Genomic DNA, 21,079 nt, shown 5'->3' on the forward strand with positions numbered 1-21,079 from the left:
GTCTCCGGCAGTGCCGATTCGGCTTGCGCCGGTTCGCCACCCGGTCCGGGAAAGCCTTCACCGCAAGCGTCCTGCGCCAATACCCGCGCCGGCGGCGGGGTGAACGCGCGGTGCTGTGCGGCCGCGCGCGACTGGCCCTACAATCGCCAGACGTCATAAGCAAATTACCCGGTGCGATAACGGCCGGCCATCGCCGGCGGGGCACGCCGGCCTTTTCCCCGATCAGATCATGTTCACTAGACTGCGCGAAGACGTTGCGACGATTCGCGAGCGGGATCCCGCCGCTCGCAGTGCCTGGGAAGTGCTGACCTGTTATCCGGGGCTGCACGCGCTCGTCCTGCATCGTTTCGCGCACGCGTGCTGGCGCGCGAAGCGCTACTGGCTCGGGCGCTTCGTGTCGCAGGCCGGGCGCTTCCTGACCGGTATCGAGATTCATCCGGGTGCAACGATCGGCCGGCGCGTGTTCATCGATCACGGGATGGGCGTCGTGATCGGCGAGACGGCGATCATCGGCGACGACTGCACGATCTACCAGGGCGTGACGCTCGGCGGCACGTCGCTCACGCGCGGCGCGAAGCGCCATCCGACGCTCGAGGCAGGCGTAATCGTCGGCGCGGGCGCGAAGGTGCTCGGCGGTTTCACGGTCGGCGCGGGCGCGAAGATCGGTTCGAACGCAGTCGTCGTGAAGCCGGTGCCGGCGGGCGGTACGGCGGTCGGCAATCCGGCGCGCATCGTGATGCCGGCTCAGCCGAAGCCGCAGCCGGAGCGCGCTGCGTTCTGCGCATACGGGATCACGCCCAACGCCGACGATCCGATGTCGCTCGCGATTCACGGCCTGATCGATCATGCGGCAAAGGAAAGCCGGCGCGTCGACGAAATCGTCGCGGCGCTCGAGCAACTCGGCACGCATCTGGAAACGTTGCAGGGCGCGGACGCGGCGCGTCTGGACCTGCGCCGGCTGTCGGCGGTGCTGGAAGGCAAGACGGTCGAGCGCCAGTCGTAACGCGATGCATGCCGGCGGCTCGGTTTGCGTCAGTCGAGCGGCATCGCGTGGATGCCTTCCGCGTCGACGCGCAGATAGCCGCCGCGTGGCCTGCCGTGGTCGAGATCCCAGTCGGGCAGCACCCAGCGAATTCCATCGGGTTCGACGTGCCGCGCAGGGCGGTGCGTGTGGCCGTGGATGATCACGCCCGCCCGGCTTTTCCGGAACAGGGCGGCTACGCCTTCACGCGTGACGTCGTAGATCGACGAAGCGGGGCGCATCCGGCCTGCTTCGCTGTTCGAACGCATCCGCTGCGCGAGGGCGCGGCGCCAGCGAAACGGCCATGCGAGAAACAGCCACTGCGCGATGCGATTGCGGGCGAACCGCCGGAACACCTGATAGCCGCGATCGGCCGTGCATTGCGCATCGCCATGGGCGAGCACGATGCGCTGGCCGAATGCCATGATCAGCGCCGGATCGGGCAACAGCATCGCGCCGGCCGCCTTCATGAAGCGCCGGCCGAGCAGGAAATCGCGGTTGCCGTGCATCACGTAGAGCGCGATCCCGCGCTCCGAGAACGTATGCATCAGCGCGGCCATGCGTGCCGCGAACGGATCGTCGTCGAGTATGTCGTCGCCGATCCAGTATTCGAACAGGTCGCCGAGGATGAACACCGAATCGGCGCTGTCGGCTGTGTATTTCACGAAATGCTCGAACGCGGCGACCGTCTTCGGAATCGCTTCGCTCAGATGCAGATCGGAGAGAAACAGGAACGGGCGTGCGGCTTGCGCGTATTCGCGCTCGCCAGGCACGCCCGCGGAGACGCTTCGCGGCGGACTCTCCTGCAACATCGAAGTGCCTCCGTTAGCGCGCGTCAGACCACGACGGCCTTTTCGATCACGACGTCGTCAGCCGGCACGTCCTGATGGAAGCCTGCGTTGCCCGTCTTGACGCCCTTGATCTTGTCGACCACGTCCTGGCCTTCGACAACCTTGCCGAACACGGCGTAGCCCCAGCCTTGCGGCGTCGGCGACGAGTGGTTCAGAAAGTCGTTGTCGTTCACGTTGATGAAGAACTGCGCGGTCGCCGAATGCGGATCGTTCGTGCGCGCCATCGCGACCGTGTAGTTGTCGTTCTTCAGGCCGTTGTTCGCTTCGTTGTCGATCGGCGCGTCGGTCGGCTTCTGCTTCAGGCCCGGCTCGAAGCCGCCGCCCTGGATCATGAAGCCGTTGATCACGCGGTGGAACACCGTGCCGTCGTAGTGACCTTTCTTGACGTAGTTCAGGAAGTTTTCGACTGTCTTCGGTGCCTTCTCGGCGTCGAGCTCGAGCTTGATCACGCCGTGGTTCGTGTGCAGTTCAACCATGATGAATTCCTTCGGTAAGGCGGTTTAAATGGCACGCGGCCGGTCGTGCGACGCGGCCGCGTGTGGCGCCGGACGTGCCGGCAGGTGCTTATTTCGAGACGATGCTGGCCGATTCGATCACGACCGGCTGGGCCGGCACGTCCTGCATCGGGCCGCGCGAGGTTGTTGCGACGCCTTCGATCTTCTTCACGACGTCGAGGCCCGATACTACCTTGCCGAACACCGCATAGCCGTTGCCGTCCGGGTTCGGGTAGTCGAGGCCGCTGTTGTCGACCGTGTTGATGAAGAACTGTGCGGTGGCCGAATTCGGATCGCTCGTGCGTGCCATCGCGATCGTGCCGGTCAGGTTCTTCAGACCATTGCGGCTTTCCAGCGGGATCGGCGCGCGCGTCGGCTTCTCCTCGAAGTTGGTCTTGTAGCCGCCGCCCTGGATCATGAAGCCCTTGATTACGCGATGGAAGATCGTGCCGTTGTACTGGCCGGCCTTCACGTAATCGAGGAAGTTGGCGACCGTTTTCGGCGCCTTCTCCGGGTAGAGCTCGACGCGGATGTCGCCCTGCGAGGTCTTCAGCTGCACGACGGGGTGCGCGGTAGCCGATTGCGCGAACGCGGGCGCGGTCGCGAGAAGGGCGGCGCCGCCAAGCGCCAGCAACAGACGTTTCATTGCGATCCTCAGGTTGGGAGGGAAGAAAGGTTGCGCCGCTTACTGCGACGGCGCGACGTACGGCGCCGCCAGCGCCCCCGACGGCCCGTTGAACTGGAACGTCGGCGACATCGGCAGCGTGGTGGTGCTCACGTTCGCGGCGGCGCGGTCGGTATACTCGCGCGTTGCCGGCGTGACGGCGCGCGCGTTCGCGGCGGACTTCGGCGGCGATATGATCTTCTGCAGATCGGCGAGGCGCTGGGCCGTCGCGCCGCTCGTGTGGCCGAGCGATTGCGCGCGCTTGTACGATTCGGCCGCGAGGCGCAGGTACAGGTCGCCGAGGTTCTCGTACGCGAGCGTGTAGCTCGGGTTCGATTGCGTCGCGGTGACGAGCGCGCTTCGCGCTTCGTCGTAGCGCCCGTGCTTCGCGTAGAGCGCCGCGAGGTTGTTGTAGGGTTCGGGGAGTTCGGGGTACGCCTGCGTGATCGCGACGAATTGCTGGATCGCGTCGTCATCGCGGTTCAGGCGCGCGAGCACGGTGCCGCGCTTGAACTGCGCCTGTACGTCGTGCGGGTTCGCCGTGATGCGGGCGTCGAGTTGCGCGAGCGCCTGTTTCCACTGCTTGCCGGCGATCGACGCGTCGATTTCAGGGGTGCCGTCGGCGACGGCCGGGGCCTTTTGCGCATGCGCCGCAGGGGCTGCGAAAAGCGCCAGCGCGACGCCCATGACGGCGGTCGCAACGAGGGTCGCAGCGCTCGGCGCGCGGCCGCGATGAGGTTTCATAGGCGTAAATCGGAATGTTATACTCCGAGCCATTCTAACAAAACGTCTGCGCGTTCCGGCGAGCCGCAGACAGTCTTTCTTTGCCTCTCGTGGCCGTCACCGCTGTGCTTGCAGCCTGACCGCCCCATGTGATATCGAGGACGCGCGGCGTCGTGCCGCAGCAGGTGGTCCGTCCGTTTCGCATGCTGGGCGAGCTTCGCCAGGGCGGTTTCCTTCGGCTCACGGTTCATCTCTATGGAATCACTGCGCATCTACAACACGCTCGCGCGTGACAAGCAAGTTTTCGTGCCGCGCCATTCCGGCGAAGTGCGGATGTACGTATGCGGGATCACCGTCTACGACTATTGTCACGTGGGCCACGCGCGCATGCTGGTCGTGTTCGATCTCGTCCAGCGCTGGTTGCGTGCGATCGGCTATCGGGTCACGTACGTGCGCAACATCACCGACATCGACGACAAGATCATTCGCCGCGCGGTCGAGAACGGCGAGACGATCAAGTCGCTGACCGACAGGTTCATCGGCGCGATGCACGAGGATGAAGCCGCGCTCGGGATCCAGCGGCCCGACATCGAGCCGCGTGCGACGCAGTTCATTCCGCAGATGCTCGGGATGATCGAGAAGCTCGAGACGAACGGCTACGCGTACCAGGCGGGCGACGGCGACGTCAATTATTCGGTGCGCAAGTTCGCGAACTACGGGAAGCTGTCGGGCAAATCGCTCGACGATCTGCGCGCGGGCGAACGCGTCGCCGCGAACGACGCGAAGGAAGATCCGCTCGATTTCGTGCTGTGGAAGCGTGCGAAGGCCGACGATCCGGAAGGCACGTCGTGGGCGTCGAAGTACGGGATGGGCCGGCCGGGCTGGCACATCGAGTGCTCGGCGATGGGCTGCACGCTGCTCGGCGAGCATTTCGACATTCACGGCGGCGGCCAGGATCTGCAATTCCCGCACCACGAAAACGAGATTGCGCAGAGCGAGGGCGCGACCGGCACGACGTTCGTCAATTACTGGATGCACAACGGCTTCGTGCAGGTCGACAACGAGAAGATGTCGAAATCGCTCGGAAACTTCTTCACGATCCGCGAAGTGCTCGAGCGGTACGATGCCGAGGTCATGCGCTTTTTCATCGTGCGCACGCACTACCGGTCGCCGCTCAACTACAGCGACGTGCATCTCGACGATGCGCGCGCGTCGCTCACGCGCCTGTACACGGCGCTGAAGGATGTCGAGCCCGACGCGCTCGCGCTCGACTGGAACGAGCCGCACGCGCAGCGCTTCGCGGCCGCGATGAACGACGACATCAACACGCCGGTCGCGGTGGCAACGCTGTTCGAGCTTGCGGGCGAAGTCAACCGCACGCGCGATGCGTCGCTCGCGCGGCAACTGAAACAACTCGCGGGCCTGCTGGGCCTGCTCGGCCGCGAACCGCGCGCGTTCCTGCAGCACGGCGCCGGCACCGCGCAGGCGGGCGGGCTCGCGGCCGACGAGATCGAAGCGAAGATCGCCGCGCGCATCGCGGCGAAACAAGCGAAGGACTATGCCGAAGCGGACCGGATCCGGGCGGAACTGCTCGGGGCCGGGATCGCTCTTGAAGACAAACCGGGCGGATCCACCGAATGGCGTCGCGTATGAGCGCGGCGCGTTCCACTGACCGATCCGTCAGGTAGGAGGCAAGATGGCAACGGCCAGAAAAGCGCCGGTCAGGCGTGCGACTCCGGTCGCCGCGCGTCCGGCAGCCAAGCGCGCGCCAGCGGCGAAGGCGGACGCGACGCGCGCCGTGCCGAACGGCGCGCTCAACGGTCATGCGAAGCCCGCGCGCGCGAAAGGCGCGGATGCGGGGCAGCCGGAGGCTGCGATGGCGGCCGCCGACGCGGCCCGCAAGACGCGTGCGTCCGAGGCGGCAGCCGACGGCGTCGATGGCGTCGATGGCGTCGTGCGTCCCGCATACTGGGACAAGGCGTGCGCCGATCTCGTCAAGCGCGACCGGATCATGAAGAAGCTGATTCCGAAGTTCGGTCCCGCGCATCTCGTGAAGCGCGGCGATCCGTTCGTCACGCTCGCGCGTTCGGTCGTCGGCCAGCAGATCTCGGTGCCGTCTGCACAGGCGCTGTGGGCGCGCATCGAGGATGCGTGTCCGAAACTCGCACCGCAGCCGGTCATCCGGCTCGGCGCGGACAAGCTGATTGCGTGCGGGTTGTCCAAGCGCAAGACGGAATACATCCTCGATCTCGCGCAACACTTCGTGTCCGGCGCGCTGCACGTCGACAAATGGACGTCGATGGACGACGAGGACGTGATCGCGGAACTCACGCAGATCCGCGGCATCAGCCGCTGGACGGCCGAGATGTTCCTGATCTTCAACCTGTCGCGGCCGGACGTGCTGCCGCTCGACGATCCGGGCCTGATCCGCGCGATCAGCGTCAATTACTTCAGCGGAGAACCCGTCACGCGCAGCGAGGCGCGGGAAGTGGCCGCCAACTGGGAGCCGTGGCGCACCGTCGCGACCTGGTACATGTGGCGCAGCCTCGACGCGCCTGACGCCGACGCCTGATTGACGGCTATCGGGTTTTAAACATCAATAGTTGAGAGCTGGTCTTGCGTATCGCGTGCGCGGGTAGAATACGCGCTGCCGCAAGACCCAAGGATTCGAACACATGAAGACCACGTTTCTGGATTTCGAACAGCCGATCGCCGAACTCGAGGCCAAGATCGAAGAACTGCGATTCGTGCAGGACGACTCGGCTGTCGATATTTCGGAAGAAATCGAGCGGCTGTCGAAGAAAAGCCAGCAACTGACGAAGGACCTCTACGCGAATCTGTCGCCGTGGCAGGTTTCGCAGATCGCGCGGCATCCGCAGCGTCCGTACACGCTCGATTACGTTGCGGAACTGTTTACCGATTTTCACGAGCTGCATGGCGACCGCGCATTCGCGGACGACCTGTCGATCGTCGGCGGTCTCGCGCGTTTCGGCGGCCACCCGTGCATGGTGATCGGCCATCAGAAGGGCCGCGACACGAAGGAGCGCGCTGCGCGCAACTTCGGGATGCCGCGTCCGGAAGGCTATCGCAAGGCCGAACGCCTGATGCGTCTCGCCGAGAAGTTCGGGCTGCCGATCTTCACGTTCGTCGACACGCCGGGCGCGTACCCGGGCATCGGTGCGGAAGAGCGCGGCCAGTCGGAGGCGATCGGCCGCAACCTATACGTGATGGCCGAACTGAAGACGCCGATCATCACGACGGTGATCGGCGAGGGCGGTTCGGGTGGTGCGCTCGCGATCGCCGTGGCCGACACCGTGATGATGCTGCAGTTCTCGACCTATTCGGTGATCTCGCCGGAAGGCTGCGCGTCGATTCTGTGGAAGAGCGCCGCGAAGGCGCCCGAAGCCGCGGAAGCGCTGGGCCTGACCGCGCATCGACTGAAGGCGCTCGGCCTGATCGACAAGATCATCAACGAGCCGCTCGGCGGCGCGCATCGCGATCCGAAGGGCATGGCCGCGCTACTGCGTCGCGCGCTCGCCGATTCGCTGCGTCAGTTCCAGGGCATGAGCATCGATGCGTTGCGCGAGCGTCGCTTCGAGCGCCTGATGGCCTACGGCAAGTTCAAGGAAACCACGCCCGGCGCATGACCGGCGTGCTCGCATCGCGCGCCGTGCGGCGCGCGCTTCTCTCGTGATCCCCCCGACCGAATTTTCCGCCGACCGCGTCGTACTCGATGCGGTCGGCGTTGCGCTTTCCGACGTCCCGTCCGATGCACGCATCGCGATCGCGTACAGCGGCGGCCTCGACTCGACGGTGCTGCTCGACGCGGCCGTGCGCGTCGCAGGCACTGCGCGTTGCGTGGCGCTGCATGTGCACCACGGCCTGAGCGAGAATGCCGACGCGTGGGTCGCGCACGCGCAAGCGACGGCCGACCGGCTCGGCGTCGCGTTCGATGCGGAGCGTGTCGATGTGCCGCGCGACAGCGGTCTCGGCATCGAGGCGACGGCGCGTGAGCGTCGTTATGCGGTGCTCGACGCGATGTGCGAACGTCACGGTGCGGTCGCGCTATGGGTCGCGCAGCATGCGGACGACCAGGCGGAGACGGTGCTGCTGCAGTTGTTGCGCGGCGCGGGGATCGCCGGTCTGGCCGCAATGGCGCCGCGCTATCGCCCGGACGGCGCGAGCGTCGAGCGCGTGCGTCCGCTGCTCCGATTGTTGCGCGCGCAACTGGAGCGTTATGCGGCGCAGCGCGAACTCACATGGATCGACGACGAATCGAACGGCGACACGCGTTATGCGCGCAATGCGCTGCGCATCGACGTGCTGCCGGCGCTTGCCGTGCATTTCCCGGGCTTTCGCGATGCGCTGGGCCGAGCGGCCCAGCATGCGGCCGCCGCACAGCGGCTGCTCGACGATCTGGCCGAACTGGATTTCGCGACTGCCGCGCGCGACGACGGACGCGCGCTGTCGCGCGATGCGCTGGTCGCGTTCGACGATGCGCGCGGCGCGAACCTGCTGCGTTTCTGGATGCGCCGGCTCGGCTTGCCGAGTGCGTCCGCCGGCCGGCTCGCGAACATGATGCGGCAGTTGCGGGCCGCGCACGATGCGCATGCGCTGCGTGTCGATCACGCGGGCCAGTGCCTGAGGCTGTATCGCGATGTCGTGTACTGGGAGGCGGGCGACAGTGCCGAGCCGGCCGATGACGGCACCGGGACGCCGCACCCGGAATCGGTGCTCGGCTGGGACGGACAGGAAATCTGGCGCCTGCCGGCGTGGCGCGGCACGTTCGTGTTCGCGCCGGCCGAAGCAGGCAGCGACGGGGCGGTGCCGGAGGCGCTGCTGCGCGCCGCGGCGCTTGCCGCGCGTGCCCGCGCGGGCGGCGAGCGGATGCGCACGTCGCCCGGCGGCCCGGGCCGCACGTTGAAGAACCTGTTCCAGGAGCGCGGCGTGCCGGCATGGCAGCGCGACGTGCCGTTGTTGTTCGCGGGCGATCGGCTCGTCTACGTGCCGCGGCTCGGCATCAATCACGGCGACGGATTGTCCGGCGACGGTGCGTGGCGCCGGATCGAGTGGCGTCCCGACCTGCTGATCGCGTAGCTGCGGCAGGTTTCCGGCGGCGCGATCGCTCGCCGGTTTTCACCATTTGGTAAACAGCGTCGGAACGCCTGCCGGCGCGGCGATCGGCTTGTCAAGCGGGCCTCTATCGGGTACGCTCGGACGTTTGCTCGGCTCGATTTTTGAGCGATTTGTGCAGGTTTTCCGCGTGACGTACCCGGTTTGCGCGGCCTGATCGGCCTTCCGGGCAAAATCCGTCACGCTTGCGTGTTGCGTCCCAGCCGTTCTCCTCGTCGTCCGTCCACAGCCACAAGCCGCGTGACCGAACGGCAACGCGGCCTGCCCAGCGCGCCCGTGCGGTTTCACCTCCAGTTCAGAACGACAATGGCACTCATCGTACACAAATACGGCGGCACTTCGATGGGCTCGGTCGAGCGCATCAAGAACGTCGCGAAACGCGTCGCAAAATGGCATCAGGCCGGGCACCAGATGGTGGTCGTGCCGTCCGCGATGTCCGGCGAAACCAACCGTCTGCTCGGTCTCGCGAAAGAGATTTCGAGCCAGCCGAGCCCGCGTGAGCTCGACATGATCGCATCGACCGGCGAGCAGGTCAGCGTCGGCCTGCTGTCGATCGCGTTGCAGGAAATCGGCGTCGAAGCCGTGAGCTATGCAGGCTGGCAAGTGCCGATCAAGACGGACAGCGCTTTCACGAAGGCACGCATCCACTCGATCGACGACGAACGCGTGAAGGCCGATCTGAACGCAGGCAAGGTCGTGATCATCACGGGCTTCCAGGGCGTCGATCCCGACGGCCACATCACGACGCTGGGCCGTGGCGGCTCGGATACGTCGGCGGTGGCGGTTGCGGCCGCGCTGGGTGCCGAAGAGTGTCTGATCTACACGGACGTCGACGGCGTCTACACGACCGATCCGCGCGTGGTCGAAGAGGCGCGACGCCTCGATCGCGTGACGTTCGAGGAAATGCTGGAAATGGCCAGCCTCGGCTCGAAGGTCCTGCAGATCCGCTCGGTCGAATTCGCCGGCAAATACCAGGTGAAGACGCGTGTGCTGTCGAGCCTGACCGATCCGCTGATTGCGCTCGACGAAGAAATGCGCTCGGGCACCCTGATTACTTTTGAAGAAGACGAGACCATGGAAAAGGCAGTCATTTCCGGCATCGCGTTCCAGCGCGACGAAGCACGCATTGCTGTGATGGGCGTGCCCGACAAGCCCGGCATCGCGTATCAGATCCTCGGCCCGGTCGCCGATGCGAACGTCGACGTCGACATGATCATCCAGAACCAGAGCGTCGAAGGGAAGACGGACTTCACGTTCACGGTCGGCCGCGGCGACTACCAGAAGGCGATGGACATCCTGACCAACCAGGTGCAGGGCCATGTGAGCGCCGAGCGCGTGCAGGGCGACCCGAAGGTGTCGAAGGTGTCGGTCGTCGGCGTCGGCATGCGTTCGCACGTGGGCGTCGCGAGCAAGATGTTCCGCACGCTGTCGGAAGAGGGCATCAACATCCAGATGATCTCGACGTCCGAAATCAAGATTTCGGTGCTGATCGACGAAAAATACATGGAACTGGCCGTCCGCGCACTGCACAAGGCTTTCGAACTCGATCAGGCAGCGTGAATTTTTTGTGATGCATTGAAGAAAATGCATCACGGAAATTGACGGCCGGTTCGAAACCCTATATTATTTCGTTCTCGTCGCACTGCCTCCCTGGTGCGAGCGAAAGTTTGGGAGACGTGGCCGAGAGGTCGAAGGCACTCCCCTGCTAAGGGAGCATCTGGGCCAAAACCTGGATCGAGGGTTCGAATCCCTCCGTCTCCGCCAAAAGCGGTGACAAAGCCCCGCAAGTTCTCGGACTTGCGGGGCTTTTTCTTTTCCCCTTCGTTTTTTGGACTCGCCGATCGGCGCGTACTTGGTCCGGATAGCCAATCAATGCTCGACTTGGGCGACGCACATGCGCTAAATAGACGTATCGCCCGTAGCGCCCCAAGCTGGAGTCCAGGCACGCATGCATTCCGTACTGACTTTTCTTTCTCATCGACCCGTCGACGGGCTCGTTGCCAACCACGAGCATTACGCAGGACGCCACGGCTACCGGCATACGATCGTCGACGGCATGCATGTGTACGGCGAGCGCCAGCAGGTGCTGCACAAGTACCACGCAATCGTCGCGCAACTCGTCGCGATGGAGCAGGGCGCGTTGCTGCTCGTGCTCGATCCGTTCTCGGTCGTATTCGGCGAGCATGCGCTGCCGGACGTCGCGAACGGCTACGACGCGATCCTCACGACGCAGACGTCGCAATCGCCGCTACCCGCGGCAAGCGGCATGATCTTTCGCAATGTGCCCGACGTGCGCGAGCGCTTGCGCAAGCTCGCGGTCGAACTGGGCGAGTGGGCGATGCGCCTGCCGGCGCGGCGGCACGCATGCGAGGCGACGCTGCTTGCCGCGCATTTCCCGCCGCTGCCGTTCGATCAGCCGCTCGCGAGCGGCTATTTCGCATCGGCCCAAACGGTGTGGGCCGATGCGTATGCCATCGATGCCGTCGTCGCCGCAGATCCGCTCGTTGCGCACCATGCGCCCGAATGGCGACAGTCGGACGGTGAGTGGGCGCCACCGCCGGACTACGACTTTCGCTACGTGGTCGCACTCGTCGACGACGCGGAGCGGGCCCGGCGCGGCGAGCAGCCGCGCGCGATGGACGACTGGCGTGCCGCGCAGCAGCGGCCGCGCGAACCGGCGCGACATGTGAATCCGCATGCGCGCATTGCGTTCGTGAGTCTGCACACGTCGCACATCGCCGGCTACGGCGATCTGCACGAGGAGAACTTCGTGCGCTACTGCACGCGCCACGGCTATGCGTACCATGCGTATCGCGAGCCGCCGGCGTTCCTGCCGGCAGGCATCGATGCGAACTGGGCGAAGCTGCATCTGATTCGCGAACATCTGCCGGATCATGCGTTCGTGTTCTGGGTCGACGCGGACATCCTCGCGATCGACCAGAGTCAACCGGTCGACGGCGTGATCGACGGCCGCGATTTCGTGATCGGCACCGACCATACGGCCTGGGCGATCAACTCGTGCATGATCGGCGTGCGCAATGTCGCGCCGATGCGCGAACTGGTCGAGCGCATGTGTGCGCGCATCGAGAGCTTCGACGATCGATCGTCCGTCTACGCGAGCGGCGGCGATCAGCAGGCGATCTATGTCGAGTTGCTGCAGGCGGGCATGATCGACGCGCGCTTCATCGTCGACGCGATCACGCTTGCGACTTCGCCGGTTTATGCGACGCCCGACAGTCGCTTCGTTCATTTCCCCGCACAACACAACCACTACCGCGCGGTGGCGATGCGCATATGGGATCGGCTGAGTCATCGGCGCTAGCCGGAAGGACTGCGACACGCGGCATCGCGCGCCCTCGGGGCGCTTTGATGATGGCAAAACGAAAGAAAAATGAAAGTATCGTTGTAAGATTTGTGCCGGGCGTGCTCATCGTTCCCTGCATCCTGTTCAGGCACGCCAAAACAGCGGTCTGACGACAAAAATGCGGCATCGCACCGATTCGCGCGCGTCGCGACCTTCGATAATACAAAAAATTACATATAAAAATCAGGTGGTTGCAAACGCGTCGAAGAACTAGAGTCTGTTGCGATGCAAAATTTCTCCAATCGATTTATCCTCGTTAACCCGATTGCGCTTGAGCCGCGTCAAACTTCGTTCTGACGTTGCTTTACATTTTGCCAACAAGGGTGATTCGCGAAATCTATCTTACGATTTGATTTCGATTCTTTCGTCCCGCCTGTCCCGATGCAGTGCGCGACCCTCTCTAGGTTTGTTGACATGCATGATTTTCCCTTTCTGAGCCTGGCGATCTGGGCTCCGATCCTGGTCGGCGCGTGCCTGCTACGTGCCGGCAGCGACCATCATCCCAATCGCACGAGGTTGATCGCGCTCATCGGCGCACTGATCGGGCTGGCAGCAGTCGTCCCGCTCGTCACCGGTTTCGATTCGCATTCGGCTGCGATGCAGTTCGTCGAAACCCGCGACTGGCTTGCTGCATTCAACTCGGGCTGGCGTGTGGGCATCGACGGCGCATCGCTTTGGCTCGTCGTGCTGACCGCGTTCACGACGCTCATCGTGGTGATCGCATCGTGGGAATCGATCACGGTTCGCATCGCGCAGTATTACGCGTCGTTCCTGATCCTGTCGGGGCTGATGGTCGGCGTGTTCGTCGCGCAGGACGGGCTGCTGTTCTTCATTTTCTTCGAGGCGACGCTGATCCCACTGTACCTGCTGATCGGTACGTGGGGCCGTGAGCATCGTGTGTACGCGGCGGTGAAGTTCTTCTTCATCTCGTTCGCGGGTTCGCTGCTGCTGCTGATGGCGATGCTCTACCTGTATGCGAAGTCGCACACGTTCGACATGAATGCATGGCGCACGCTGGAGCTCGGCTTCTCGCCTCAGCTGCTGGTGTTCCTCGGCTTCTTCGCCGCGTTCGCGGTCAAGGTGCCGATGTGGCCGGTTCACACGTGGCTGCGCGACGTCTATACGGACGGCCCGACCGGCGCCGCGCTGATGCTCGCGATGCTGAAGCTCGGCGGTTACGGTTTCCTGCGCTTCGCGCTGCCGATCACGCCTGATGCAGCGCACTTCTTCGCGCCGGCCGTGATCGCACTGTCGCTGTTCGCGATCGTCTACGCGAGCCTGGTCGCGCTGGCGCAGACCGATCTCACCAAGCTGCTGGCGTATTCGACGGTCGCGCACATGGGGATCGTCACGCTCGGCCTGTTCCTGTTCAACCAGATCGGCGTCGCGGGCGCGATCGTGCAACTCGTCTCGTACGGTTTCGTCGCTGGCGCAATGCTGCTTTGCGTGAGCGTGCTGGTCGATCGCACCAAGCAGCGCGAGATCGCCGCATACGGCGGCGTGGCCGGCGTGATGCCGCGCTTCGCGATGTTCGCGGTGCTGTTCGCGATGGCCAACGTGGGCCTGCCGGGCACGTCGGGATTCGTCGGCGAATTCATGGTCATCATGGGCGCGATCCGTTTCAACTTCTGGATCGGCGCCATCGCGGCGCTCACGTTGATCCTCAGCGCATCGTACACGCTGTGGATGATCAAGCGCGTCGTGTTCGGCAAGGTCGATAACGCACGTGTCGCGAAGCTCTCCGACCTTAGCCGCCGCGAGATCGTGGTATTCGCGTCGTTCGCACTGATCGTGCTGGGCGTCGGCATTTATCCGAAGCCGTTCACCGATGCAATCGACCCGACCGTCGCGCAACTGATCGAAGACGCCAGCCGCTCGAAGGTGCCGGCAGGGGACGGCATCACGCCGCCGCAGCCGGCCTACATGGCCTCTGCGCACAACTGACCGCAGTGCTGGCGCACGACGGCCGCATCGCATGACGATGCGGCCGTTGCGCGCACATCCATCGGAGCAGGTGCCGAGCGCACCTGCCAACTTGCGCCTGCATGAAATCGCCCCGCGACAATCTGTCTCACAGCAGATTTTGCAATGATGATTTGCCGCATCCACCGGTTTTTCATCGTGCGCGCGCGACGTATGATTCGGCCCACTTTCGTGGATCGAATGCGCATCGGGCATACGCTACGGATTCAATGACCCCTCGGGCTGTGTGATGAAAAGAAAAGCTTCAAAAGGCTGGACGGCGCTGATGTCAATCGGCGCGGCGCTGAGCCTGTCAGGCTGTAATTTAGATGTACTAAATCCGAAAGGGAGTGTCGGTGCCGCCGAAAAGGCACTGATCGCAACCTCCACTTGGGCGATGCTGATCGTCGTCGTGCCGGTGATTCTGCTCACGCTGTGGTTCGCGTGGCGTTATCGCGCGTCGAATCGCAACGCCACCTACGCGCCGAACTGGTCGCACTCGACCGCGATCGAAGTCGTGATCTGGACGGTGCCGACGCTGATCATCCTGTTTCTCGGCGTGCTCACGTGGAAGACCACGCACGAGCTCGATCCGTACAAGCCGCTCGAGTCGTCGGTGAAACCGATCGACGTCGAGGTCGTCGCGCTCGACTGGAAGTGGCTGTTCATCTATCCGGAACTCGGCATCGCGTCGGTGAACCAGCTCGCGATTCCGGTCGGTACGCCGGTGAACTTCCGCATCACGTCGGATTCGGTGATGAACTCGTTCTTCATTCCGCAGCTCGGCGGCCAGGTCTACGCGATGGCCGGCATGCAGACGCGCCTGCACCTGATCGCCGACGAAGCCGGCGATTACGCGGGCACGTCGGCCAACTTCAGCGGCCGTGGCTTCTCCGACATGAAGTTCCGCACGCTGGCCGAGCCGCGCGAGCAGTTCGACGCATGGGTGCAGAAGGTCAAGGCATCGCCTGACCGTCTCGACGCGACCGTGTACGGCTCGGTTGCGCAGCCGAGCGAGAAGGCGCCGGTGCGCTACTTCTCGTCGGTCGATCCGCGGCTCTTCCACAACATCATCGCGAAATACAACGATGGCCACGTCCTCGATCTGAAGGACGCCGCCTGCGGCACGAAGGGGTAACGCATGTTCGGCAAACTCACACTATCGGCGATCCCGTTCGATCAGCCCATCATCATGGTGGCCGGTGCCTTCATGGGGCTGGCCGTTCTGGGCGTGCTCGCCGGCCTGACGATCACCGGCCGCTGGAAGTGGCTGTGGACGGAGTGGCTGACGACGGTCGACCACAAGAAACTCGGCGTGATGTACATCATCGTCGCGCTGATCATGCTGCTGCGCGGCTTCGCCGACGCGATCATGATGCGCATGCAGCTCGCGCTCGCGTACAACGCGCCCGGCTACCTGCCGCCGCACCACTATGACCAGATCTTCACGGCACACGGCGTGATCATGATCTTCTTCATGGCGATGGTGTTCATGGTCGGCCTGATGAACCTCGTCGTGCCGCTGCAGATCGGCGCACGCGACGTCGCGTTCCCGTTCATCAACTCGCTCTCCTTCTGGATGACGGCGGTCAGCGCGATCCTGATCAACATCTCGCTCGTGATCGGCGAATTCGCACAGACGGGCTGGCTCGCATACCCGCCGCTGTCGGAACTGCAGTTCAGTCCGGGGGTAGGGGTCGACTACTACCTGTGGGCGCTGCAGATCTCGGGTGTCGGCACGCTGCTGACCGGCGTGAACTTCTTCGTGACCATCATCAAGATGCGCGCGCCCGGCATGACGCTGATGAAGATGCCGGTATTCACGTGGACGGCCCTCTGCACGAACGTGCTGATCATGGCGTCGTTCCCGATCCTGACCGCGACGCTCGCGCTGCTCGGTCTCGACCGTTACCTCGGCATGCACTTCTTCACGAACGAAGCCGGCGGCAACGCGATGCTGTACCTGAACCTGATCTGGGCGTGGGGCCATCCCGAGGTCTACATCCTGATCCTGCCTGCGTTCGGCATCTTCTCGGAAGTCATCGCGACGTTCTCGAAGAAGCCGCTGTTCGGCTACAAGACGATGGTGTACGCGACCTGCGCGATCATGGTGCTGTCGTTCCTCGTGTGGCTGCATCACTTCTTCACGATGGGCTCCGGCGCGAACGTGAACGCGTTCTTCGGCATCATGACGATGATCATCGCGATCCCGACCGGCGTGAAGGTGTTCAACTGGCTGTTTACGATGTATCGCGGCCGGATCGAATTCACGACGCCCGTCCTGTGGACGATCGGCTTCATGGTCACGTTCACGATCGGCGGGATGACCGGTGTGATGATGGCGATTCCGGGTGCGGACTTCGTGCTGCACAACAGCCTGTTCCTGATCGCGCACTTCCATAACGTGATCATCGGTGGCGTGCTGTTCGGCTATCTCGCGGGCTTCAACTACTGGTTCCCGAAGGCGTTCGGCTTCAAGCTGAACGAGAAGCTCGGCAAGGCTGCGTTCTGGTTCTGGCAGGTCGGCTTCTACGTCGCATTCGTGCCGCTGTACGTGCTCGGCTTCATGGGCATGACGCGTCGTCTGAACCACTACGACAACCCGGCGTGGCATCCGTGGCTGTTGGTCGCAGCATTCGGCGCCGTGCTGATCGCGATCGGCATCGCATGTCAGCTGCTGCAACTGGTCGTCAGCATCCGCAACCGCAACCTGCCGGAATACCGCGATACCACAGGCGATCCGTGGGGCGGCCGCACGCTCGAGTGGGCCACCACGTCGCCGCCGGCGGACTACAACTTCGCGGTGATCCCGCAAGTGCGCACGCTGGACGCGTACGCCGACATGAAGGCACGTGGCGATGCCCGTCCGAACCCGGCATCGATCCGCGACATCCACATGCCGTCGAATACGTGTGCGGGTCTCGTGGTCGCGATCTTCAGCCTCGTGCTGGGCTTCGCACTGGTGTGGCATATCTGGTGGATGGCGATCGGCGGCCTGGTCGGGATCGTCGCGACGCTCGTGATCTATAGCTCGCGTGACAACGACGGCTACTACATCCCGGCGACCAAGGTGCGCAAGATCGAAGAGAAGCAACCGGCGGTGCGCGTGGCCACGCGTGTCGACGACGTGGAACTGGAGGCCAACTGATGTTGCAGAAAACCTTGAGCGCAACCTTGCTCGAGCACGACGACCATCCGCCGTCGCACTCGGTGTTCGGCTTCTGGCTGTATCTGATGACCGACTGCGTGATCTTCGCGGCGCTGTTCGGGACGTTCGCCGTGCTGGGCAACCAGTATGCGGGCGGTCCGACCGCGAAGGACCTGTTCGACATTCCGGGCGTCGCGCTGGAAACTGCCGCGCTGCTGCTGTCGAGCATCACCTACGGCTTCGCGATGCTGGCCGCGTACAAGCAGCGCCGCGGCGTGATGCTTGCCTGGCTGGCAGTGACGTTCCTGCTCGGCGCGGCGTTCCTCACGATGGAACTGCGCGAGTTCTCGCACCTGATCGCGGAAGGTGCAGGCCCGCAACGCAGCGCGTTCCTGTCGGCGTTCTTCACGCTGGTCGGCACGCACGGCCTGCACGTGACGGCGGGCCTGCTGTGGATGGTCGTGCTCGCCGGGCAGATCGTGCTGCGCGGCGGCGACCTGACCGATCGCGACCTGCGTCGTCTGACGTGCCTGAGCCTTTTCTGGCACTTCCTCGACATCGTGTGGATCTGCGTGTTTTCCTTTGTCTATCTTGCGAGCGTGATCTAAATGGCCCATTCGCATTCGTCTCAACTCGAAGAAGGTCACGGCAGCGTCGGCGGCTATGTCGCCGGCTTCATCCTGTCGGTGCTGCTCACGGCCGCATCGTTCGGCCTGGTGATGGAAGGCGTGCTGTCGCCGCACGCGTCGCTGATCGCGCTTGCCGCGCTCGCGCTCGTGCAGATCGTCGTGCACCTCGTGTACTTCCTGCACATGAACGGTTCGTCGGGCCAGCGCTGGAACGTGATGGCGTTCAGCTATACCGTGCTGACCGCGGCGATCCTGATCGTCGGGACGTTGTGGGTGATGCACAACGTCAGCATGAACATGATGTCGCGCTGAGCGATGTCGCGGCGCAACGCGCCCGCCATGAAGAAGCGGCACGCGAGTGCCGCTTTTTTTTCGCCTGCGAAATCCGCGCGCATCATTTCAATCGCATTGGCAGGGCGAACGAGCGTCCGGACGCAGTATGATTCGACGCGCGTCCGGACGAGAAGCCCGGCGGGCAGGCCGGAGCGGCGCGCCCGGCAGTGGTCGGGCCGTCAATTGTTACAAGACGTTAGCGGGCGCTTCCCGTTGCGATGCCGCGCATCAGTTCTTACAAACTTGAAATATGCTGGGACGGCGCTTGCCGTTATAGTCGAATCACACATGACACAACTCAAAGAGGAATCCATGAAGACTTTGCGTGTTGCCTCGCTCTTGACCGGTATGACGGCCTTGCTCGTGTCGGGCGCAGCAATGGCGGGAGTCAATGTCGGGATCAACGTCGGCGTGCCGGCTCCGGTCTACGTCGCGCCCGCGCCCGTGTATGCGCCGCCGCCTCCGCCGGTCGTCTATCAGCCGGCGCCCATGTACGCTCCCGCGCCGGCGATCGTGATCGGCTGGCACGGCGATCGCTACTGGGACGGCCGCCGCTACTGGGGCCGCGACGAGTGGTATCGTCATCATGGCCGCGGCTGGGGCGGCGATCGTGGTCACGGGGACCACGGCCGCCACGGCTGGCACTGATCGACATGCCGCACGCGCGCGACGCGTGCGCGCACGAGAAAAACCGCCTTCGTGGCGGTTTTCTTTTGTCCGCGCGAATCGTGCGCGGGCGTTGCGGGCGCGGCGGCTGCAGGCAAGAACTGCCGCGGGATGGCTCGACGCCGAATTGAATGGGTAGAATCGACCCTCGTTACACCCCTCAATCGACCGACAGGGCCTCTATGACGAAGGGTTCGCCCCGGATTGTCGCCGCGCGCATCCGCTTCGGGGCCGCACATGCCGTACGGGTTGCCGGCCGCACGGCGGCAGTATTGGCAATACAGGCGGTGCTGGCCGCGACGGCCGCACACGCAGCGTATGCGATCGCGCAATACGGCGAGCCGAAATATCCGCCGGGCTTCAAGCATTTCGACTACGTCAATCCGGACGCGCCGAAGGGCGGCACACTCGTGCTCGCCAACCCGAACCGGCTCACGTCGTTCGACAAGTTCAATCCGTTCACGATGCGCGGCAATCCCGCGCCGGGCATCGACATGCTGTTCGAGAGTCTCGCGACTGGCAGCCTCGACGAACCGGCTTCCGCGTACGGGCTGCTCGCCGACGACATCGAGATCGCGCCGGACCGCCGCTCGGTCACATTCCATCTGAACCCGCGCGCACGCTTCTCCAACGGCGACCCGGTCACGGCCGACGACGTCAAGTATTCGTTCGACACGCTGAAGAGCAAGCTCGCCGCGCCGCAGTTCGGCGCGTATTTCGCCGACATCGCGAAGGCCGTGGTGGTCGACCCGGCGACCGTGCGCTTCGAGTTCCGCAGTGCGAATCGCGAGTTGCCGCTGATTGCCGGTGGCGTGCCGGTGTTCTCGCACAAGTGGGGCTTGCGCGCGGACGGCTCGCGCATCCCGTTCGACCAGCTCGCGTTCGAGCAGCCGATCGGCAGCGGGCCGTACCTGATCGAGCGCTACGACAACGGCCGAACGATCACGTACCGGCGCAACCCCGCGTACTGGGGCGCCGATCTGCCGGTGCGGGTCGGCACCAACAACTTCGAGCGGATCGTCTACAAGCTGTACGGCGACGGCGTCGCGCGGCTCGAGGCGTTCAAGGCCGGCGAATACGACGTGCTCGTCGAGTACATCGCGCGCAACTGGGCGCGACGCGACGTCGGCAAGCGCTTCGACAGCGGCGAGCTCGTGAAGCGCGAATTCCGCCAGCACAACGGCGCGGGTATGCAGGGTTTCTTCATGAACTTGCGCCGTCCGCTGTTTCGCGATGTGCGCGTGCGCCAGGCGCTCGACCTCGCGTTCGATTTCGAATGGCTGAACCGCCAGTTGTTCTACGGCGCGTACACGCGCCTCGACAGTTATTTCGCCGACACCGACCTGCAGGCAACGGGCACGCCGGACCAGGGCGAGTTGAAGCTGCTCGCGCCGCTGCGCGCGCAACTCGATCCGGCCGTGTTCGGCCCGATGGTCACGCAGCCCGACACCAATCCCCCGGGCTCGCTGCGCGCGAACCTGCTGAAGGCCCGTGTGCTGCTCGCGCAAGCCGGCTGGACCTACCGCGACGGCGCGTTGCGCAATGCGAAGGGCGAACCGTTCTCATTCGAGATCCTCGACGACTCGGGCGCGGCGATGGAAGGCATCGTGACGGCCTACCAGCGCAATCTCGCGAAGCTCGGCATCGACGCGCGTTTTCGCACGGCCGACTATGCGCTGCTGCAAAAGCGGCTCGACGCGTTCGACTACGACATGACGACGGTCCGCTATCCGGGCGTGCAGGTGCCCGGTGCCGAGCAGTTCTCGCGCTTCGACAGCAAGTTCGCCGACGAACCGGGCTCCGACAACATCATCGGCCTGAAGTCGCCGGCCGTCGACGCGTTGCTGCATGCGCTCGGCGCCGCGCAGACCCGCGACGAACTGCTCGATGCGACGCATGCGCTCGACCGCGTGCTGATGCACGGCTATTACGCGGTTCCGCAGTGGTACAGCACCACGCACCGGATCGCGTACAAGCGCACGCTCGCCTATCCGCAAACGCTGCCGCTGTACTATTCGGCCGAGGGCTGGGTCGTGTCGACCTGGTGGGCCAAGCCCGATCACTGATGCTTGCCGGCCCTTCGTTCAACCC

Annotated in this window: 18 protein-coding genes, 1 tRNA gene and 1 pseudogene; 15 read left to right on the forward strand and 5 right to left on the reverse strand. The window is 64.4% G+C overall.

Annotation, left to right across the window (positions count from 1 at the left end):
* The first annotated feature begins 229 nt into the window (after positions 1-229).
* Entirely contained in the window at positions 230-1,003 is a 774-nt protein-coding gene (cysE, locus tag J7024_RS16145) for a serine O-acetyltransferase (RefSeq protein WP_124829358.1), read from the forward strand.
* A gap of 29 nt (positions 1,004-1,032) precedes the next feature.
* On the opposite strand, the gene J7024_RS16150 is transcribed toward cysE, so the two are convergent.
* The 4 genes from J7024_RS16150 to J7024_RS16165 form a co-directional block, all read right to left on the reverse strand.
* Positions 1,033-1,833 (reverse strand): UDP-2,3-diacylglucosamine diphosphatase, encoded by an 801-nt coding sequence (locus J7024_RS16150; protein ID WP_124829357.1) that lies wholly within the window; start codon positions 1,831-1,833, stop codon positions 1,033-1,035.
* A 23-nt stretch (positions 1,834-1,856) separates the two neighbouring features.
* Positions 1,857-2,348 (reverse strand): peptidylprolyl isomerase, encoded by a 492-nt coding sequence (locus tag J7024_RS16155; RefSeq protein WP_027784822.1) that lies wholly within the window; start codon positions 2,346-2,348, stop codon positions 1,857-1,859.
* 88 nt (positions 2,349-2,436) lie between these two features.
* Positions 2,437-3,012 (reverse strand): peptidylprolyl isomerase, encoded by a 576-nt coding sequence (locus tag J7024_RS16160; RefSeq protein WP_059450416.1) that lies wholly within the window; start codon positions 3,010-3,012, stop codon positions 2,437-2,439.
* A 39-nt stretch (positions 3,013-3,051) separates the two neighbouring features.
* Positions 3,052-3,774: a tetratricopeptide repeat protein gene (locus J7024_RS16165; protein WP_175751590.1), complete on the reverse strand. Its 723-nt coding sequence runs from the start codon at positions 3,772-3,774 to the stop codon at positions 3,052-3,054.
* Between the two features lie 234 nt (positions 3,775-4,008).
* Between J7024_RS16165 and cysS the strand changes: the two genes are divergently transcribed.
* The 4 genes from cysS to tilS all read left to right on the forward strand — a co-directional run bounded on the left by cysS (position 4,009) and on the right by tilS (position 8,850).
* Positions 4,009-5,406, forward strand: a complete 1,398-nt coding sequence (gene cysS / locus J7024_RS16170; protein WP_124829356.1) for a cysteine--tRNA ligase — start codon at positions 4,009-4,011, stop codon at positions 5,404-5,406.
* Positions 5,407-5,449: 43 nt separating this feature from the next.
* Entirely contained in the window at positions 5,450-6,325 is an 876-nt protein-coding gene (locus J7024_RS16175) for a DNA-3-methyladenine glycosylase family protein (protein WP_234745300.1), read from the forward strand.
* A gap of 103 nt (positions 6,326-6,428) precedes the next feature.
* Positions 6,429-7,400: an acetyl-CoA carboxylase carboxyltransferase subunit alpha gene (locus J7024_RS16180; protein WP_006478433.1), complete on the forward strand. Its 972-nt coding sequence runs from the start codon at positions 6,429-6,431 to the stop codon at positions 7,398-7,400.
* Positions 7,401-7,443: 43 nt separating this feature from the next.
* Positions 7,444-8,850, forward strand: a complete 1,407-nt coding sequence (gene tilS, locus J7024_RS16185) for a tRNA lysidine(34) synthetase TilS (RefSeq protein WP_175751586.1) — start codon at positions 7,444-7,446, stop codon at positions 8,848-8,850.
* Between the two features lie 122 nt (positions 8,851-8,972).
* Here tilS and J7024_RS37525 read toward each other — a convergent pair.
* Positions 8,973-9,210 (reverse strand): annotated as a pseudogene (locus tag J7024_RS37525) (hypothetical protein); the annotation flags it as partial.
* Here J7024_RS37525 and J7024_RS16190 point away from each other — a divergent pair.
* The 10 genes from J7024_RS16190 (at position 9,193) to J7024_RS16235 (ending at position 21,054) form a co-directional block, all read left to right on the forward strand.
* Positions 9,193-10,446 carry an aspartate kinase gene (locus tag J7024_RS16190; RefSeq protein ID WP_059450411.1) on the forward strand — a complete coding sequence of 418 codons (1,254 nt, stop codon included), beginning with the start codon at positions 9,193-9,195 and terminating at the stop codon, positions 10,444-10,446. The pseudogene J7024_RS37525 and the gene J7024_RS16190 overlap by 18 nt on opposite strands.
* 110 nt (positions 10,447-10,556) lie before the next feature.
* A tRNA-Ser gene (locus J7024_RS16195) sits at positions 10,557-10,650 on the forward strand.
* A 184-nt stretch (positions 10,651-10,834) separates the two neighbouring features.
* Positions 10,835-12,208, forward strand: a complete 1,374-nt coding sequence (locus J7024_RS16200; RefSeq protein WP_175770080.1) for a hypothetical protein — start codon at positions 10,835-10,837, stop codon at positions 12,206-12,208.
* 456 nt (positions 12,209-12,664) lie between these two features.
* Positions 12,665-14,194: a complex I subunit 4 family protein gene (locus tag J7024_RS16205; RefSeq protein WP_124829352.1), complete on the forward strand. Its 1,530-nt coding sequence runs from the start codon at positions 12,665-12,667 to the stop codon at positions 14,192-14,194.
* 268 nt (positions 14,195-14,462) lie between these two features.
* Complete coding sequence (gene cyoA / locus J7024_RS16210) at positions 14,463-15,350, forward strand: ubiquinol oxidase subunit II (RefSeq protein ID WP_124829351.1); 888 nt, start codon at positions 14,463-14,465, stop codon at positions 15,348-15,350.
* 3 nt (positions 15,351-15,353) lie between these two features.
* Positions 15,354-17,360, forward strand: a complete 2,007-nt coding sequence (cyoB, locus tag J7024_RS16215; protein WP_124829350.1) for a cytochrome o ubiquinol oxidase subunit I — start codon at positions 15,354-15,356, stop codon at positions 17,358-17,360.
* Positions 17,360-17,968, forward strand: coding sequence for a cytochrome o ubiquinol oxidase subunit III (gene cyoC / locus J7024_RS16220; protein ID WP_124829349.1), 609 nt, complete (start codon positions 17,360-17,362; stop codon positions 17,966-17,968). Before cyoB ends, cyoC begins: the two co-directional genes overlap by 1 nt.
* The gene (cyoD, locus tag J7024_RS16225; protein ID WP_098555674.1) at positions 17,969-18,301 is read left to right on the forward strand and encodes a cytochrome o ubiquinol oxidase subunit IV; all 333 of its coding nucleotides are present in this window, start codon (positions 17,969-17,971) and stop codon (positions 18,299-18,301) included.
* A 333-nt stretch (positions 18,302-18,634) separates the two neighbouring features.
* A complete protein-coding gene (locus tag J7024_RS16230; RefSeq protein ID WP_124829348.1) occupies positions 18,635-18,970 on the forward strand; it encodes a hypothetical protein in 336 nt (111 codons plus the stop codon).
* A 200-nt stretch (positions 18,971-19,170) separates the two neighbouring features.
* Positions 19,171-21,054 (forward strand): extracellular solute-binding protein, encoded by a 1,884-nt coding sequence (locus J7024_RS16235; RefSeq protein ID WP_234745301.1) that lies wholly within the window; start codon positions 19,171-19,173, stop codon positions 21,052-21,054.
* The last annotated feature ends 25 nt before the right edge of the window (positions 21,055-21,079 follow it).

Source organism: Burkholderia sp. WTPI3 (assembly GCF_021483755.1).
In the GTDB taxonomy this organism is placed as follows: Bacteria; Pseudomonadota; Gammaproteobacteria; order Burkholderiales; family Burkholderiaceae; genus Burkholderia.